This window comes from Stenotrophomonas sp. 2YAF26, from assembly GCF_052114625.1.
GTDB lineage: Bacteria > Pseudomonadota > Gammaproteobacteria > Xanthomonadales > Xanthomonadaceae > Stenotrophomonas > Stenotrophomonas indicatrix.
In genome coordinates this window covers 41,907-58,014 of the sequence record NZ_JBFRFC010000006.1, presented here as the reverse complement: position 1 = coordinate 58,014, position 16,108 = coordinate 41,907, and the positions used below count along the sequence as shown (strand labels likewise).

Sequence of the window (16,108 nt, the reverse complement as noted above, 5' to 3'; positions counted from 1 at the left end):
GCGGCCGGCACTACCTTGCAACAAACGATTCGGCTGATGCCGCACCTCCATCAGACGTAGATCCGCGTCGGCGCTTCGTCGATGATCGCGTGCGGCACGAAGCGCGCACTGTCGCGGGTGATCGCGCTGTCGTCCTCGCGGATGCCGATGCCGCAGGCGTGGTCGCCGATCACCCAGCTGCCGATCAGCGGGTAACCGCCTTCGAAGCGGGTGAGCGGATGCGCACGCTGGAGGATCGCCGGACCGTCGTACGGACCGTCGCTGCGCTGCGTGCTGCCGTCGGCCAGGTGCATCTCGATGTTGGCACCTTCGCGCGAGAACAGCGGCTTGCGCACCCAGCCCGAGGCCAGCGCGCTGCCGTCATCGAAGTGTGCTTCCAGAAGGTTCGGATGGCCGACATTGCGCTGCCACAGCAGCGGCAGGATGCCCTTGTTGCTCAGCACCGCCTTCCACGCCGGCTCCAGCAGCTGCACGCCCGAGCCCGGCAGCGCGCGACCGAATTCCTCGGCCATCAGGTCTTCCAACGGGTACAGCTTGAACAGCGTGCCGATGACCGTATCGTCCAGCGCGGTGAAGCGCCCGTCTTCGGACAGGCCGATGTCCTCGATGGCGATCGCCTGCCCGTGCAGGCCCGTCTGCGAAGCGCAGTCGCGCAGATACTCGACCGTACCGCGGTCTTCGTCCGAGCTGCCCACCGCACTGAAATACAACGGCGGCGGCAGCTGCGTGGCCAGTTCGCCGAAGCGTTCGACCAGGGCTTCATGGATCGCGTTGAACTGGTCGGCGTGCTGCGGCAGGCGGCCGGCGTTGCGCTGGTCCTCCAGCCACTGCCACTGGAAGAAACTGGCTTCGAACAGCGAGGTCGGCGTGTCGTAGTTCAGTTCGTACAGCTTGGCCGGGCCGGTGCCGTCGTAGGCCAGGTCCAGGCGCCCGTACAGGTGCGGCTGGCGCTGGCGCCAGCTGTCGGCGATCCAGTCGCGGTAATGCGCGGGGATCGCCAGCTGGTCCATCAGGCGCTCGCTGGCGATGACATCGCCGACCAGGTCCATCGCCATCTGGTGCAGTTCGGCGCTGGGGTCTTCGATGTCCTGCTCGATCTGGCGCAGGGTGAACGCGTAATACGCGCTTTCATCCCAGTACGGCTGGCCGTCGATGGTGTGGAAGCGGAAACCGGCTTCCTCCGCGCGCGCCCGCCACTGGGCGCGCTCGGCAATACGGATACGTTGCATGGGTCGATCAGCCGCCGACGCTGCTGCCGCTGCGGCGCGCACTGGTGCTGCCGAAGCCGCTGCGGCTGGCGGTCACCGCACGGTTCGGTTCGCTGCTGACCGGGGCCAGCCCGGCCTTGCCCGCGCCGATGCCGCTGGCGGTGTTCAGGCCGCCGCTGCCACCCGGGGCAGGACGCGCCCAACCGGCGCTCTTGTCCTGGTAGGCCGGCGCCGAAGCCGGCGCCTGCGGGGCCAGGCCACCGCGGTTGCTCAGCATCTGCGACATGAAGAAGCCCATCATCATCGGACCGATGAACGAGGTGCCGGCCGAGGTGTGCTGCTGCACGCACTGCTCAGGCTTGTAATCCTGTTCGCAGGCTTCCTTGGTCGCGTACTTCGGCGCTGCATCGGCGGACTTCTTCTGCGCCTCGGCAAACGCATTGCGGCACGCCGAAGGATCAGCGGTAGCCGTGGTGCAGGCCTCCACCGAGGTATACAGGCCTTCCTGCACCTGCACCTGCTCTTCCTTCTGGCAGGCAGTGAACAGCAGCGGCGCAGCGCTCATCAGCAGCAGCGCGGTGGTGCGGGAACGTTTCATGGCCTCATGCCTTCAAGTCGGAACAATGCCCCATCATGCCAAATCCGGGCCAACAACCGGAATCGGCAAAGTAGGAAAGATGAACGGAATTTCATTTTCGTCGTCCTCTCCCTCGATCCATCCATGCATGGCGTGGATCTACTGGCCCACGACCAACTGTCGGAGGCGGGGTGGGTCCGGTTGCGGGGGCGTGAGCGCCATGGATGGCGCGACCGAGCCTACATGGACGTATTTACGGCGTCCCCCGCCACCGGACCCACCCCGCCATCCCAGGGATAGCCAGTTTTTGACGTTGCCGTTGCCGTTGCCGTTGCCGTTGATTCGGCAGGTGCAGGGCGCAGCCCTGCCGGACCACCTCTGGTGGTTGCAGCAGCAACCGAAAAACTCCGCCATGATCAACCGACCCCCACGTCGTACGGCCCGCCCGTTCCGCCAGCCATGCCCGAATACCGCTCCCGCACCTCCACCGCCGGCCGCAACATGGCCGGTGCCCGCGCCTTGTGGCGTGCCACCGGCATGAAGGATGGCGACTTCCACAAGCCGATCATCGCCATCGCCAACTCCTTCACCCAGTTCGTGCCCGGCCACGTGCACCTGAAGGACCTTGGCCAGCTGGTCGCGCGCGAAATCGAACAGGTCGGCGGCGTCGCCAAGGAATTCAACACCATCGCCGTGGACGACGGCATCGCCATGGGCCACGACGGCATGCTGTACTCGCTGCCCAGCCGCGAGATCATCGCCGACGCCGTCGAATACATGGTCAACGCCCACTGCGCCGATGCGCTGGTGTGCATCAGCAACTGCGACAAGATCACCCCCGGCATGCTGATGGCGGCGCTGCGCCTGGACATCCCGGTGGTGTTCGTCTCCGGCGGACCGATGGAAGCCGGCAAGACCAAGCTGTCCGAGCACAAGCTGGATCTGGTTGATGCGATGGTGATCGCCGCCGATGAAAGCGCCAGCGACGAGAAAGTAGCCGAGTACGAGCGCAGCGCCTGCCCCACCTGTGGCTCGTGCTCGGGCATGTTCACCGCCAACTCGATGAACTGCCTGACCGAAGCACTGGGCCTGTCGCTGCCGGGCAACGGCACCACCCTGGCCACGCATGCCGACCGTGAAGCGCTGTTCCGTCGCGCCGGCCGCCTGATCGTCGAACTCTGCCACCGCTGGTATGGCGGCGAAGACCCGCGTGCGCTGCCGCGCGGCATCGCCACCCAGGCCGCGTTCGCCAACGCCATGACCCTGGACATCGCCATGGGCGGCTCGACCAATACCATCCTGCACCTGCTGGCCGCTGCGCAGGAAGCAGAGGTCGACTTCGACCTGTCCCACATCGACGCACTGTCGCGGCGCGTGCCACAGCTGTGCAAGGTGGCGCCGAACTCGCCCAAGTACCACGTCGAAGATGTGCACCGCGCCGGTGGCGTGTTCGGCATCCTCGGTGAACTGGATCGCGCCGGCCTGCTGGATACCTCGGTGCCGACCGTGCACAGCGCCACGCTCGGTGAAGCACTGGATCGCTGGGACGTGATGCGCAGCGACAACGACACCCTGCACACCTTCTTCAAGGCGGGTCCCGCCGGCATTCCCACCCAGGAAGCCTTCAGCCAGGCCACGCGCTGGCCGTCGCTGGACCAGGATCGCGCCGAAGGCTGCATCCGTGCGCTGGAACATGCCTATTCGCAGGAAGGCGGGCTGGCCGTGCTACGCGGCAACCTGGCCATCGACGGCTGCGTGGTGAAGACAGCGGGCGTGGACGAATCGATCCACGTGTTCGAAGGCAATGCGCGCGTGTTCGAAAGCCAGGACGCCGCCGTGGCCGGCATTCTTGCCGATGAAGTGAAGCCAGGCGACGTGGTGGTGATCCGCTACGAAGGCCCGAAGGGCGGCCCGGGCATGCAGGAGATGCTGTACCCGACCAGCTACCTGAAGTCGAAAGGCCTGGGCAAGCAGTGCGCACTGCTGACCGACGGCCGATTCTCCGGTGGCACCTCGGGCCTGTCGATCGGCCACGTTTCGCCGGAAGCGGCCAGCGGCGGTGTGATCGGACTGGTGGAGGATGGCGACCGCATCCGCATCGACATCCCGGCCCGCCGCATCGACCTGCTGGTGGAGGAGGCGACGCTGGCCCAGCGCCGCGCCGACGCCGATGCACGGGGCTGGAAGCCGCGCGCACCGCGCCCACGCAAGGTCACCAGCGCGCTGAAGGCCTATGCCCTGCTGGCCACCAGCGCCGACAAGGGCGCCGTACGCAACACCGCCCTGCTTGGCGACTGAAGACGGGTAGTGCCGGCCGCTGGCCGGCAGCTGCAGCGCACGTTGCCTGTCGTGCCGTCCACCCCGGGGGTGCATCATGTGCGACCCCCACACATGGACGTCCTGATGCGCCATTTCCTCAGCCTGATATCGCTGGCACTGGCCACTGCGTCCACGCCGGCGTTCGCCGACGAATGCCGCTTCGACAATCGTGCCCAACTGCTGGCGATGTCTCCGGCAGCATTCGACCACGGCCCCGGCGAGGGTTGGGACGCGCTGGTCCGGCGCGCCGGCTGCCAGTTGGAACTGGCTGACCTGTTCGCCGCATACCGGCGCCAGGCCAAGGCAAGCGGCCACCCAGCGTTGGCCTGGCACGAGGCGCAACTGCGCGCCTACGCGGGGCAACGCGATCCGGCCAGCGCGCTGATGCGCTTGACGTACAAGCCGGCGGGCGCCGATCCGGAAGGATGGAACCTTTATGTGGATGCGACCATCGCCTTTCTCGACGACGACCTGCCGGCACTGCGACGTGCCCGCGCGCGGTTGGCGGCGCTGCCGCTGCCGCCGGGCGCCACGCTCAGCGACGGCATGGCCGGAATGCAGACCAGGCAAGGCCCGCAGCGCGTCGCATGGCCGCCGCGGCTGCAGACCGTGGATGACCTGATCCGCTGCATGTACCAGCCCTACGCACTGGCATCCGAGTCGTGCCCGCAGTCGCAGGACTGAAGGGCGAAACGACCCTGCTCGCACGGCCGGGTCAGAGCCCTTCCTGCGGAAGGGATCTGACCCCGCTGCTCAGCCGATGGTGCGCTTGAACGGCGGCAGCGCGTCGATGATGCGCTTGCCGTAACGGCGGGTCAGCAGGCGCGAGTCGAGGATGATCACCCGCCCGGTGTCGGTGGAGGTGCGGATCAGGCGGCCGGCGAACTGGGTCAGCGTGCGCAGCGCATGCGGGATCGCGATCAGGTTGAACGCATTGAGCCCACGCGCTTCCACCCATTCGCTCAGGGTGGCGGTCTGCGGATCGGTCGGCACCGCGAACGGCACCTGGGTGATCACCACCGTGGTGCAGGCCTCACCGGGAAGATCCAGGCCTTCGCCGAACGAGTTCAGCCCGAACAGCACCGAACCTTCGCCGGCGGCGACACGGCGCAGGTGTTCGTCGATCATGCGCGTCTTCGACATCTCGCCCTGCACCAGCACCTGCTTGCGCTTGGCGGCCGGCATCAGGCCCGCCACCTTCTCCATCTTCCAGCGCGAGGTGAACAGCACCATCGAGCCCTTCGTCCAGTCCAGTTCCTTGCCGATGTAGCGCGCCACTTCGCGCGGATGGCCTTCGCGGTCATCGGGCGTGACCGGGAACGGCGGCACGATCAGCTCGGCCTGGTTGGGCAGGTCGAACGGCGAGGACAGCGAGACCATCTCAGCGGTTTCGGGGATGCCGTTGTCGATCGCCAGCGCCTGGAAGTCGCCGCCACCGGTCAGCGTCGCCGAGGTCATCACCACCGAATCCACTTCATCCCACAACAGCTTGCGCAGCACGTGCGCGGCCGACACCGGCGAGCCATGCAGCACCAGGTCGCCATCGCGGGTGGCGGTCACCCAGCGTGCCATCGGTGGCGCGCCTTCCTTGTCTTCGCGGCGCCAGACCTGCCACAGGTTGTACTGCTGCTCGATCATCTCCAGCGCCATGCCCAGGTTGCGCTGCAGGCGCTCGCGCGCCGGATCGTCCGGCTTGCCCTTGGCGACCTGCGCGGTGGCCGCGTGCGCCCAGTTGTAGAGGCTGCGGGTATCGTCGGCCAGCGCCTCGATCGGCTCGCGCCAGGTCTCGGGCAGGCGTCCGTTGGCCGCGCGCCACATCGGCTCCTCGTCGGCCGGCGCCGGCATCCATACCGCCTCGACGTGGTCGCGGAACGCACGCAGGCCCTTGGCCACGTTGCTGGCCGCGTCGATGGCTTCGTTCGGCAGCAGGTTGCCGAGGCGGTCCTTGTCGACCGCGCGGTAGGCACCGGCGATCAGGATCTGCAGGCGGCCGGTGCGCTTGGCCATTTCATCCAATGCCAGGCTGGCCGCGCCTTGGTCGATGGCCACGTTGCCCACGTGGTGGCCTTCGTCGAGTACCAGCAGCATGTCCGACGGCGCGGCGATCATCGGCTGGCCGTTGTCGCTGTCACCAATGGACAGCGCCGACAGCAGCAGCGCGTGGTTGGTGACCACGATCTGCGCATCGCGCACGGTGTTGCGCGAGCGCAGCACCGCGCATTGCGCCGAGTACGCGCAGCGTCGCCCCGCGCAGCCTGAGGCCGGGGTGGTGATACGGCTACGCAGGCCAGGACTGATGGTTTCCGGTGCGTTGTCGATGTCGCCGTCCCAGCTGCCGCTGGTGAAGGCCACGGTGAGGCGCTTGGCGATGTCCATCTCGATCGGCGCCAGCGGGCGGTCGAACAGCGGCTGCTCGTCCTCGAACATGCCGTTCTGCGCGCCCTCGCCGTGCGCCTCGGCGGCGTTGCGCGTGCACAGGTAGCGGGTGCGGCCCTTGGCCAGGGCAACGGTCGCCTCCAGGCCGGTGGCCTTGAGGAAGTTCGGAATATCGCGCTCGACCAGCTGCGACTGCAGCGCCACGGTACCGGTGCTGATCACCAGCTTCTTCTTGCTGGCCAGGGCAATCGGCACCCCGGCGGTCAGGTAGCCCAGGCTCTTGCCAACGCCGGTCGGCGCCTCGACCACGCCCACGCCACCGCTGGTGGACAGCGCACGCGACACCACGCCGATCATCTGGCTCTGCGAGCGGCGGGTGGAGAAGCCGGGGGTATTGGCCTGCAGCGTCGTGTACGCCTTGCGGATCGCGTCCTTCAAGGTGTCATCGAGCTTGCGTGGAGCGGCGACGGTTTCGGTCACGCCAGAACTACCGTAGCGGGGTCAGGCCGGCCATTGTCGCATGGCCGGCCACGGCCTCCGAGGCGTGGGCGCTGAACAGGGTCAGCCGCGTCGCGCGATGGCTGGATGCGCGCCCCGCAACACCACCGACGCGGCCAAGGCCGCCATCGGGGTCAGGGCGCCGCAGCGCGCAGCCGCAGCAGCCGTACCAATGCCCAGACCAGCAGTACCGTGCCAACGGCATCGAGCATCGCCAGGCCGAAGTGGACCACACCCAGCACGGTACTCAGCTGCGAGATCGCACTGAAGTCACCCTTGCTGACCATCCACATCGGCACCAGGTTGGCCAGCAGGCTGCCCATGCTGGACGCCAGCAACAGCAGCAGGCCGGTCAGCGCGCCGGTGCGTGCCGGATCGCGCGGCGCGCCCATCACCCAGACCAGGCCGACGCACAGGGCAATCAGCACCGGCAGGCGCACGCCGACCATGGTCAGCAGGGAGACCATCAGAGCCTGGGTATCCATCGATCAGTCCTGCCCGGCGAAGGCGCCGGCACCGGCGCGCAGCTGCTGGTAGACCTCGTCGGTCTGCGGGCGTACGGCATGCCACTGCAGGAAGCTCTCCGCCGCCTGCTCCACCAGCATGCCCAGGCCATCGACCGTGTTGCGGCACTGCGCGGCGCGCGCCCAGGCCAGGAAGGCGATGGCGGCCTCGCCGTAGTTCAGGTCGACGGCCGTGGTCATCGAATTGACCAGCGACAGCGGCAGCTTGAACTCGGCGTCGCGATCACGGCCGGCCGAGGTGGCGTTGAGGATCAGCTCGAAATCACCGAGGTCGCGCAGATCATCCCAGTAGCGGCTGAGCGCGCGGCCCGGCTCGCCCATGGCATCGATCAGTTCATCGGCACGTTCCGGCGTGCGGTTGACCACCACCAGTTCGGTGATGCCGGCATCCAGCAGCGCCGGAGCGACGCTGCGCGCCGAACCACCGGCGCCCAGCAGCAGCACGCGGCGGCCGCGCAGGTCCAGGCTGTGGCGGTCGGTGAGGTCGCGCACCAGGCCGATGCCATCGGTGGTGTCACCGTGCCAGCGGTCGCCCTTGCGCAGCAGGGTATTGACCGAGCCGGCGCGGCGCGCGCGTGCGGTCAGCGTAGTGCACACCGAGAACGCCGCTTCCTTGTGCGGTGAGGTGACGTTGGCACCGACACCGCCTTCGGAGGCGAACGCCTCCAGCCCGGCCAGGAATGCATCCGGGGCGAGATCGATGCTGCGGTAGTCGAGGGAGATGCCTTCCTGGCGACCGAACGCAGCATGGATCTGCGGCGACTTCGAGTGGGCGACGGGGTGTCCGAAGACGGCGTAACGATCGGTCATGGAATCCTCAAGCTGGCTAGACTGGTGCTCTTTCGTGCATGGACCTGGATGATGCGTATCGCCCCGACCCTGCTGGTGCTCGCCGCCAGTCTACTCTCTGCCCCGGTGGCGATGGCGTTGAACGAGTACGGCATCGAAGGCATGGGCGTGGTCTCCAGCCGTGCCGATGAAGGCCGGGCCACGATCAGCGCCGATGGCCAGCGCATCGTCTTCGCCCGCCGTGGCGAGGCCGGCTGGGGGCTGTGGCAGGCGCGCGTGGTCGACGGCCGCTGGCAGCAGGCGCAGGCGTTGCCGCTGGCGGTGTCCGGCGAGGTGCGCGATCCGTATTTCAGCCGCGACGGCCACTGGCTGCTGTTCGCAGCAGGCCGCGAGGGCCGGTCGGGGCTGTACCGGGCAGCGATCGCCGCCAATGGCAGCGTGGGGGCGCCGCAAGCGCTGGCAGGCGATGGTGGCCGCCATGAAGAGCGCGGGCCGGCATTGAGCGCGGACGGGCGACAGCTGCTGTTTGCCCGCCAGCAGGGCCGTGGTGCCGGCTGGGACCTGTTCGTGGCCACGCTGGACGCGCAGGGCGTGCGAGGCCCGGCGACGGCATTGCAGGCATTGAACAGCCCCGCCGATGAAACCGATGGCGACTGGCTGGGCAGCGCTGGCGCGGTGGCCTTCAGCCGTGGCAGCGGTGACACCGCGCAGGTCTGGACCAGCGGTTGCGCATGGACGGGCGCTGCGCTGCAGCCGATCGGACTGTCGTTCAACCAGGCCAGCGGCTGGACCGGCGCGCCGGTGGTCGACAACGCCAAGCCGGGCGAAATGATGGTGGCCAGCAACGCGGCGAAGTCGCCCCGCGCCGGTGGCGTGGATGTATACCGGCTGGCCGTGCCGAAGGTGGCGGCAGTGCCTGGGTGCGTGCGGTAGATCCACGCCATGCGTGGATGAGCGTTTGGTGGATGCCGACCGCCCCCCTCCGGTAGGTGCCGACCTTGATCGGCACAGAAACAAAACCGCCAACCAGGGTTGGCGGCTACCAGTAGATCCACGCCATGCGTGGATGGCCCGGGTCCCGGGCCACGGCGCTCAGCGCGACAGCACCTTCGCGCGCTGCTGCTCGTACTCCGCTTCGCTGAGCTGGCCGTTGTCCTTGCGCCGGTTCAGTGCAGCCAGTTCGGCCTGCACGCTTTCCGGCACGGCCTGCTCGCGGGCGACCCGGGCGGCAGCGGAGAGCTGCTCGGGCGGGCGCCGCGCGGCGCGCCAGGCAGCAACGAACACGCCGACGATGATGGCCCCGAACACCAGCGTACCGGTGCCCCAGATCAACCATTGCATCCAACCCATTTCAGGTCCCATCGCGTGTTCCTCCGTCCGTCGTGGGCGCTATTGTCAGCGCTCGCGCAGCCAACGCGCCACCTGCGGCGCGAAATAGGTCAGCACGCCATCGGCGCCGGCACGCTTGAAGCCCAGCAGCGATTCCAGCACGCAGGCGCGCTCGTCCAGCCAGCCGTTGGCGAACGCCGCCTTCATCATCGCGTACTCGCCACTGACCTGGTAAGCGAAGGTCGGAACCCCGAAGGTTTCCTTCACCCGCCGCACCAGGTCCAGGTACGGCATGCCCGGCTTGACCATCACCATGTCCGCGCCCTCCTCCAGGTCCAGCGCGATCTCGCGCATCGCCTCGTCACCGTTGGCCGGGTCCATCTGGTAGGTCTTCTTGTCGGCCTTGCCGAGGCTGGCCGCGCTGCCCACCGCATCGCGGAACGGACCGTAGAACGCCGACGCGTACTTGGCCGAGTAGGCCATGATGCGCACGTTGAGGTGGTGGTCGGCGTCCAGCGCACGACGGATCGCACCGATGCGGCCATCCATCATGTCCGACGGCGAAATGATGTCCGCGCCTGCCTCGGCATGCGACAGCGACTGCTTGACCAGCGCTTCGACGGTGATGTCGTTAAGCACGTAGCCCTTGTCATCGATGATGCCGTCCTGGCCGTGCGTGGTGTACGGATCCAGGGCCACGTCGGTCATCACCCCCAGCTCCGGGAAGCGCGACTTCAGCGCGCGGATCGCACGCTGCGCCAGGCCGTCCTCGGCCCACGCCGCCGAGGCGTCCAGCGACTTCTGCGAGGCATCCAGCACCGGGAACAGGTCGATCACCGGGATGCCCAGTTCCAGCGCTTCCTCGGCCACCTTCAGCAGCTCTTCGATCGACAGCCGCTCCACGCCAGGCATCGACGGCACCGCAACGCGACCGGCCGGTTCGTGCACGAACACCGGATAGATCAGGTCGTCGGTGGTCAGCGTGTTCTCGCGCATCAGGCGGCGCGAGAATTCGTCATGGCGCATGCGCCGCGGGCGGTAATGGGGATGAGGCATGGCAGGCTCCGGGGAGTGGCTATTGCAACAGGTAGCCCTGCGGCAGCAGGGGTGCGGGCAACGGGCGTTCGCCGAGGGCGTCGAGCTGGTCGATCTCGATGGTGCGCACCAGCGCGTCCAGCGGCAGGTCGTTCGGCTCCAGGCCGAACGGGTCTTCCATTTCTTCACCCAGCTGGTCCAGGCCGAAGAAGGCGTAGGCCAGCACCGCCGACAGCACCGGTGTGGCCCAGCCCAGCGAGCTGGCCAGGCCGAACGGCAGCAGCACGCAGAACATCCACGCGCAGCGGTGCAGCAGCAGGGTGTAGGCGAACGGCAGCGGGGTAGTCAGGATGCGTTCGCAGCCAGCCTGGATCGAGGACATCGCGTGCAGGCGCTCTTCCAGCTGGACGTAAAGAATGGAATCGAGCGTGCCGGCGCGACGGGCCTGGGCCAGTTCGGCGGCGATCATCGCCAGCAACGCATCGGGCACGTTCTCGCGCTGGGCGAGCTGCCCGCGCTGTTCCTCGTCCAGCCATGGCACCGCCGCCAGCGCGACGTCGCGGGCGCGCAGGCGCGCGGCCAGTGCATAGGCGAAGGCGGTGGTCAGGTAGCCGAGGCGCTGGCGGCGCGGTGCGTCGTCGGCCAGCAGCACCTGTACCTGCCGCGCCAGCGAGCGCGATTCGAACACCAGCTGGCCCCACAGCTTGCGGCCCTCCCACCAGCGGTCGTAGCAGGCGCTGTTGCGGAAGCTGAGGAAAATCGACAGGACCAGGCCGAGCAGGGTGAACGGGGTGACCGAGACACGCTCGATGCCGATCGGCGGCGCCAGTTCCACCACCGCGGCGACCGCGATGGACAGGATGAGGATGGCCAGCACCTTCGGCGCGATCGCCGGAACGATGGAGCCACGCAGGATGTACAGCAGTTGCCAGCCGTGGGGACGGGAACGAATGATCATGGGAGCAGCCGCGCAGGGCGCGGTTCGACAGGCACGCGGGGGGCTCGCGCAGCCGCCCATTCTACTCCCTGCCCGGCCGGCGGCCGTGTCCCTGCGACGCCCGGTCGCACCGGCCCGACCGGCTCAGATCACGCCGCCGCCCAGCCCCAGGCGCAGGATGCCGACCACCACCACGATGCCGTTCAGGATCAGCCCGGTCCACGCCCGGCCGCGCTTGCTGGGGTGGGTGAACAGGATGCCGAGCGCGGCGATGATCGCGCCGACCGCGGCGAACGGGATCAGGAACCAGTTGCCCCAGCCCAGCAGCGGTATCAACGCCAGGATCATCCACAGCAGCGCCAGCACGCCCCACAACAGACTGATCACACCCATAGCGCCCTCCGGTGGTTGTTCATGCGCCAACCATAGCCGTTCCCGGCAGCGCCGCCTACCGCCGTTGCCGTCAGCCTCACCGGCCCCGTGCTAGCGTGCGGCCATGGGTCGAGCCCCGATGTTGGCGCCGATTCAGAGTGCCCGGCTGATGATCCGAACCAGTCCTACAGGGGTATACGCCATGAACATCCGTTGGGTCGCCTTGGCGGCCGTGCTGCTGACCGTTGCCGGTTGCGCCAGTACCTCCAAGGTCATGCTGGGCCGCGCCCGCGCGCCGATCGATCCGTCCCAGGTGCAGATCTATTCGACGCCGCCCGCCGGTTCGCAGGAAATCGCCCAGCTGGAATCGTCTTCGGCGGTGGGCTTCGGCACGCAGGGCCAGACCGATGCCGCCGTGGCTCGCCTGAAGCGCGAAGCGGCTGCACTGGGTGCCAACGGCGTGATCCTGATGGGCGTGGGCAGCAGCGGCTCACCGGTCGGCATGTCGGTGGGTGCCGGCAGTTACGGTTCGCACGTGGGCGGCGGCGTGGGCATCGGCATACCAACGACGCAGAAGCGCGCCGCCGGCGTGGCGATCTGGGTACCGAATCCGGCGCCGCCGGCACGCCTGCCGACGCAGACGATCACCCCGCAGCGCTGAGCGGCGGTAGTGCCGGCCGCTGGCCGGCAACCGCAGGGCAAAGGCAATGCCGGCCAGCGGCCGGCACTACCGGTCAGTTCTTCCTGTATTTCGGGACGAACTGCTGCTGCACCGCTTCGGCCAGCTGGTCCGGCGGCAACAGGCCCTGGTCGAGCAGGAAGTTGTTGAAGGCCAGACGGTCGAACTTCGCGCCCAGTGCCAGCTCGGTCTGCATGCGCAGTTCGAGGATGCGGGTGTAGCCGTAGAAGTAGCTGCCCGCCTGGCCCGGCATGCGCACCATGTAACGGTCCAGCTCCTGGGTGGCCATCGCCTTGGACAGACCCACCTGCTCGATCAGCACGCGCTCGCCGTTGGCACGGTCGGTCAGGCCGAGGTTGAGCATCGGGTCCAGCATCGCGCGGGCGGCACGCAACAGGCGGAACTGCAGCGCGATCATCTGCCCGTCCAGCGGCTCGTACGGCACCATCTCCGCCTCGGCATACAGCGCCCAGCCTTCCACGTTCACCGAATTGAACGCGAACATGGTGCGCGCCAGCGACACGCCACGCTCGACCATCGCGGTGAACTGCAGCTCGTGGCCCGGGCGGCCTTCATGCGCGCTCAGCGTCCAGGCCGCCGAACCGAAGTTGAAGTCGTCGTACTGCGCACCCGCACCGGCAGCCGGGTTGCCCAGCGGCAGCACGAATGTGCCCTGCTGCCCGGTGTTGTTGACCAGCGGCGCAGGCAGGAAGTGCGGTGCCGGGCTGGCAGCGCTTTCGGCGGCCGAGCCCAGGCGCATCTGCATCGCGCGCTGCGGCACGTCGACGATGCGGTGTTCGCGGATCAACGGATCGATGGCATCGATCACCTTGCGGTAGTGGCCTTCAAGCTGGTCATCGGCAATCTTCTCGCCCTTCAGCGCGCGGATCACCGCCACCGGGTCGCTCGGATCACTGACCTTCAAACCCTTCTCTTTCACCACCAGCGGCGCCAGCTGGCGCATCGCCGAGCGGGTTTCCATGAACTCCAGCTGCGCGCGCTGCATCAGCAGCTTCGGGTCGATATCAATGCCGACCTGCTTGAGCTGGTAGGCGTACAGCGGAGCCGGCAGGCGCGCATCGGCACGTGCCTTCGGCAGCACCTCCTTGCGGGTCCATGCGGCGTAGTCCTTCATCTGTGCGGCAAGCGCCTTCATCGCCTCGTCGGCACCAGCGACCTGGTACTTCTTCAGCAACGACTCGATACCGGTGATGTAGGTCTCGACGTTGTCCAGCGACTGCTGCACTTCGATCTTCGTCGGCTGCAGCAGCGTGCTGTCCTTCAACCGCTCTTCGTAACGCTGGCGGGCCAGTGTGGTGAACGCGGTGCCGCCCGGCTGCAGGCCCGCATACGCCTTGAGGCGATCCACCGCCTTGGCCCGGCGCTCGGCCGGCACCTGGTCGGACAGCAGCAGGTTGAGGCCGCTGAACACGCTCTGCGGCGCATCACGCCACGGCAGCAGGTACTTCTGGTTGAGCTCGCTGCCCTCGATGCTCTGGTTGGCGGCGGCGATCATGATCTCCAGGTCCTGGCGGACGTTGGGATCCTTCTCGCTGGCCAGCTTGGCCTTCAGTTCGTCGCGGGCCTTGGCCATCGCGGCGCGGTAGCGCTGGTCGTTGTCCGGGCCGAGGTCGGCGACCTTGTCGTCGTAGCCGGGCACGCCGAAGAAGCCGGTCTCCTCGGGCTGGAATGGCCCCTGCGCATCAAGCAGGATCTGCGCCAGTGCATTGCTGCGCGCGACCCAGGCCGGGCTGGCCGGCGTGGAGGCCTTGGCGGCCGGTGCGGCCAGGGCCGGTGGGACCGACAGCAGCGGGGCGGCGGTCAGGGCCAGGGCGATGGCAAGCGCGATCGGCTTCATGGAGAACTCCAGGACAGGGTTGCCCGCACCCTACGCGCTCATGGCGGTGGCGACAATCGGCCGGAGGTCACGGGGCGCGGTATGAGGCATCGGGGTTCTGCGATAGCGGATCCGGGTAGAAGTCGGCAACGACGCCTTTCGTCTCGCGCAGGACTCTTGCGTTGTCATGAAGATCAGCCGATCCGGTTGGCAGGCCCTCATGTTGGATCACCGGGGATGACCATAGATTCACCCGCGGGCAGGCCCGGTCAGTGCACTCCAAGGCCATGACGGTACGCCAGCCAGGCAACGCCTGCTCGTTGAAACGATGGCCGTGCCCGTATGCGAATCTGGGCGGATCAAGTGCCGCGTTCTCGGGATCATGATCTGCTCCCAGCAAATGGCCGATCTCATGCGCAAGGGTGTGCTGGTCCAGGCATCTGCGCTCAACAGCGAGAAAGGCTGTTTCGCGGGTCGCCAATACCTGCTGGGCCAATCCGCATGCGGGAGCGCCCGAATGTGTATCGATGATCATCACCATCACGTCGGCTCGCTCACCCTCCCGCGCCACGTGCAGTAGCCAGAGTGGTCCGTGCCTACCCTTTGCGATGTCATCGAGAGTCTGATCAAGCGTGGTTTCGCGGTATCCCGGAAGCGCGTTGGCCGCCGTCTGCAACTCCAGTTCAATACCGCTCGCTGCAAATCCTGCATTGGCCTCGATCACCGCAGCCCTGACCTGCTCGATTGCCGGATCAAGCCCGTCCACCAGCGCGCCTGCCGCAAAGCCGTACGCAACCCGAATCACATCGCGCCCTTCGCCGCTCCCTCCGCCGGCGATTCCTGGAGGAAGGTCTGGAGCAGGCCGATCTGGCCGCCGGTCCCTCACATCGTCACGCTCGTCCCGTAGAGCGCGGCGCACATCGCGCTTTACCAGTCGATCACCGTCCAGCGTGTAATGCCAGAACCCATGGCTGAATCTCGCATGTGTTCCTGAAGCGTCCGACCAGATTCTCACGTACGTGGGCTGCCCAAGCTTCCTTTCAACATCCGGCGCTACGGACTTCACCCTGCCCACCCACTGCAGGCCTGAGATCGAGCGTACCTCTCGTTGGGCACCTTCGTCACCCGCAGGCCGGTAGATCACACTCTGGACGCTGTCGAACAGGGGTTCGGAAGGATCGCGGACAAGGTGAAGAACCCTGTCGTGGAGATCCACGGTGATCTCATCAGCAGCCAAGGCGGCCTCATTCACGCGAACCCGGCGCACCCAGTCCACATCATCTCCTGCTCTGCGCAGTTGCTGCTCTGCCACAGCCAATGGCGCGTCCGAGAGCACCTCCACGAATGGTTCAGCAGCCATGCCGGGTGTGACCAAAAGCAGCGCAAAGACTGTCAGCCCTACCACGCTCCTGATTGCATACGTTCGCATTGCACGCTCCTTCCAGGATGAAGTGAAGCGTTGCAGCCAGATCTACGCTGCAACGGATCAATCATTGGAGTGAGCCTGCGCCAGCATTCCGGGACGTCGTTCGCACTATCAATCCACGCTATCGAAGCAGTGAAGATTGAAGGCTGCGCCAATAGAGAACCGGCTCACCAGCGTCGTGCGGTGTCGGAATTGAGCGGTC

General features: G+C 67.4%; 15 protein-coding genes. 4 read left to right on the top strand and 11 right to left on the bottom strand.

Going from position 1 to position 16,108, the window contains the following annotated elements; genetic code table 11:
- Positions 1 to 50: 50 nt before the first annotated feature.
- On the bottom strand, positions 51 to 1,229 hold the full coding sequence (locus tag AB4Y98_RS08455; RefSeq protein WP_025877526.1) for a glutathionylspermidine synthase family protein: 1,179 nt from the start codon (positions 1,227 to 1,229) through the stop codon (positions 51 to 53).
- Positions 1,230 to 1,236: 7 nt separating this feature from the next.
- Positions 1,237 to 1,806 carry a DUF1190 domain-containing protein gene (locus tag AB4Y98_RS08450; protein ID WP_032976852.1) on the bottom strand — a complete coding sequence of 190 codons (570 nt, stop codon included), beginning with the start codon at positions 1,804 to 1,806 and terminating at the stop codon, positions 1,237 to 1,239.
- Positions 1,807 to 2,244: 438 nt separating this feature from the next.
- Between AB4Y98_RS08450 and ilvD the strand changes: the two genes are divergently transcribed.
- Entirely contained in the window at positions 2,245 to 4,083 is a 1,839-nt protein-coding gene (ilvD, locus tag AB4Y98_RS08445; RefSeq protein WP_394196700.1) for a dihydroxy-acid dehydratase, read from the top strand.
- A gap of 105 nt (positions 4,084 to 4,188) precedes the next feature.
- Positions 4,189 to 4,788 carry a hypothetical protein gene (locus AB4Y98_RS08440; protein WP_223497080.1) on the top strand — a complete coding sequence of 200 codons (600 nt, stop codon included), beginning with the start codon at positions 4,189 to 4,191 and terminating at the stop codon, positions 4,786 to 4,788.
- Between the two features lie 69 nt (positions 4,789 to 4,857).
- On the opposite strand, the gene dinG is transcribed toward AB4Y98_RS08440, so the two are convergent.
- From dinG to aroE, 3 genes are all read right to left on the bottom strand, one after another.
- A complete protein-coding gene (gene dinG, locus AB4Y98_RS08435; protein ID WP_442244147.1) occupies positions 4,858 to 6,960 on the bottom strand; it encodes an ATP-dependent DNA helicase DinG in 2,103 nt (700 codons plus the stop codon).
- Between the two features lie 152 nt (positions 6,961 to 7,112).
- Positions 7,113 to 7,463: a hypothetical protein gene (locus AB4Y98_RS08430; RefSeq protein WP_313251319.1), complete on the bottom strand. Its 351-nt coding sequence runs from the start codon at positions 7,461 to 7,463 to the stop codon at positions 7,113 to 7,115.
- A 3-nt stretch (positions 7,464 to 7,466) separates the two neighbouring features.
- Positions 7,467 to 8,312: a shikimate dehydrogenase gene (gene aroE, locus AB4Y98_RS08425; protein ID WP_033832490.1), complete on the bottom strand. Its 846-nt coding sequence runs from the start codon at positions 8,310 to 8,312 to the stop codon at positions 7,467 to 7,469.
- 48 nt (positions 8,313 to 8,360) lie between these two features.
- On the opposite strand from aroE, the gene AB4Y98_RS08420 reads away from it, so the two are divergent.
- The gene (locus tag AB4Y98_RS08420) at positions 8,361 to 9,224 is read left to right on the top strand and encodes a hypothetical protein (protein WP_442244146.1); all 864 of its coding nucleotides are present in this window, start codon (positions 8,361 to 8,363) and stop codon (positions 9,222 to 9,224) included.
- Between the two features lie 159 nt (positions 9,225 to 9,383).
- Here AB4Y98_RS08420 and AB4Y98_RS08415 read toward each other — a convergent pair whose 3' ends face one another.
- From AB4Y98_RS08415 to AB4Y98_RS08400, 4 genes are all read right to left on the bottom strand, one after another.
- Positions 9,384 to 9,653, bottom strand: coding sequence for a gas vesicle protein GvpG (locus tag AB4Y98_RS08415; protein WP_025877541.1), 270 nt, complete (start codon positions 9,651 to 9,653; stop codon positions 9,384 to 9,386).
- Between the two features lie 33 nt (positions 9,654 to 9,686).
- On the bottom strand, positions 9,687 to 10,676 hold the full coding sequence (hemB, locus tag AB4Y98_RS08410; RefSeq protein ID WP_025877543.1) for a porphobilinogen synthase: 990 nt from the start codon (positions 10,674 to 10,676) through the stop codon (positions 9,687 to 9,689).
- Positions 10,677 to 10,695: 19 nt separating this feature from the next.
- Positions 10,696 to 11,613 (bottom strand): bestrophin family protein, encoded by a 918-nt coding sequence (locus AB4Y98_RS08405; protein WP_218788169.1) that lies wholly within the window; start codon positions 11,611 to 11,613, stop codon positions 10,696 to 10,698.
- A gap of 123 nt (positions 11,614 to 11,736) precedes the next feature.
- On the bottom strand, positions 11,737 to 11,985 hold the full coding sequence (locus tag AB4Y98_RS08400; RefSeq protein WP_032952021.1) for a hypothetical protein: 249 nt from the start codon (positions 11,983 to 11,985) through the stop codon (positions 11,737 to 11,739).
- Between the two features lie 181 nt (positions 11,986 to 12,166).
- On the opposite strand from AB4Y98_RS08400, the gene AB4Y98_RS08395 reads away from it, so the two are divergent.
- Positions 12,167 to 12,625 (top strand): hypothetical protein, encoded by a 459-nt coding sequence (locus AB4Y98_RS08395; RefSeq protein ID WP_363733819.1) that lies wholly within the window; start codon positions 12,167 to 12,169, stop codon positions 12,623 to 12,625.
- Positions 12,626 to 12,698: 73 nt separating this feature from the next.
- Here the strand turns inward: AB4Y98_RS08395 and AB4Y98_RS08390 are convergent, their stop codons facing one another.
- The gene (locus AB4Y98_RS08390; RefSeq protein ID WP_442244145.1) at positions 12,699 to 14,501 is read right to left on the bottom strand and encodes a DUF885 domain-containing protein; all 1,803 of its coding nucleotides are present in this window, start codon (positions 14,499 to 14,501) and stop codon (positions 12,699 to 12,701) included.
- 67 nt (positions 14,502 to 14,568) lie between these two features.
- A complete protein-coding gene (locus AB4Y98_RS08385; RefSeq protein ID WP_442244144.1) occupies positions 14,569 to 15,909 on the bottom strand; it encodes a M12 family metallo-peptidase in 1,341 nt (446 codons plus the stop codon).
- Between the last annotated feature and the right edge of the window lie 199 nt (positions 15,910 to 16,108).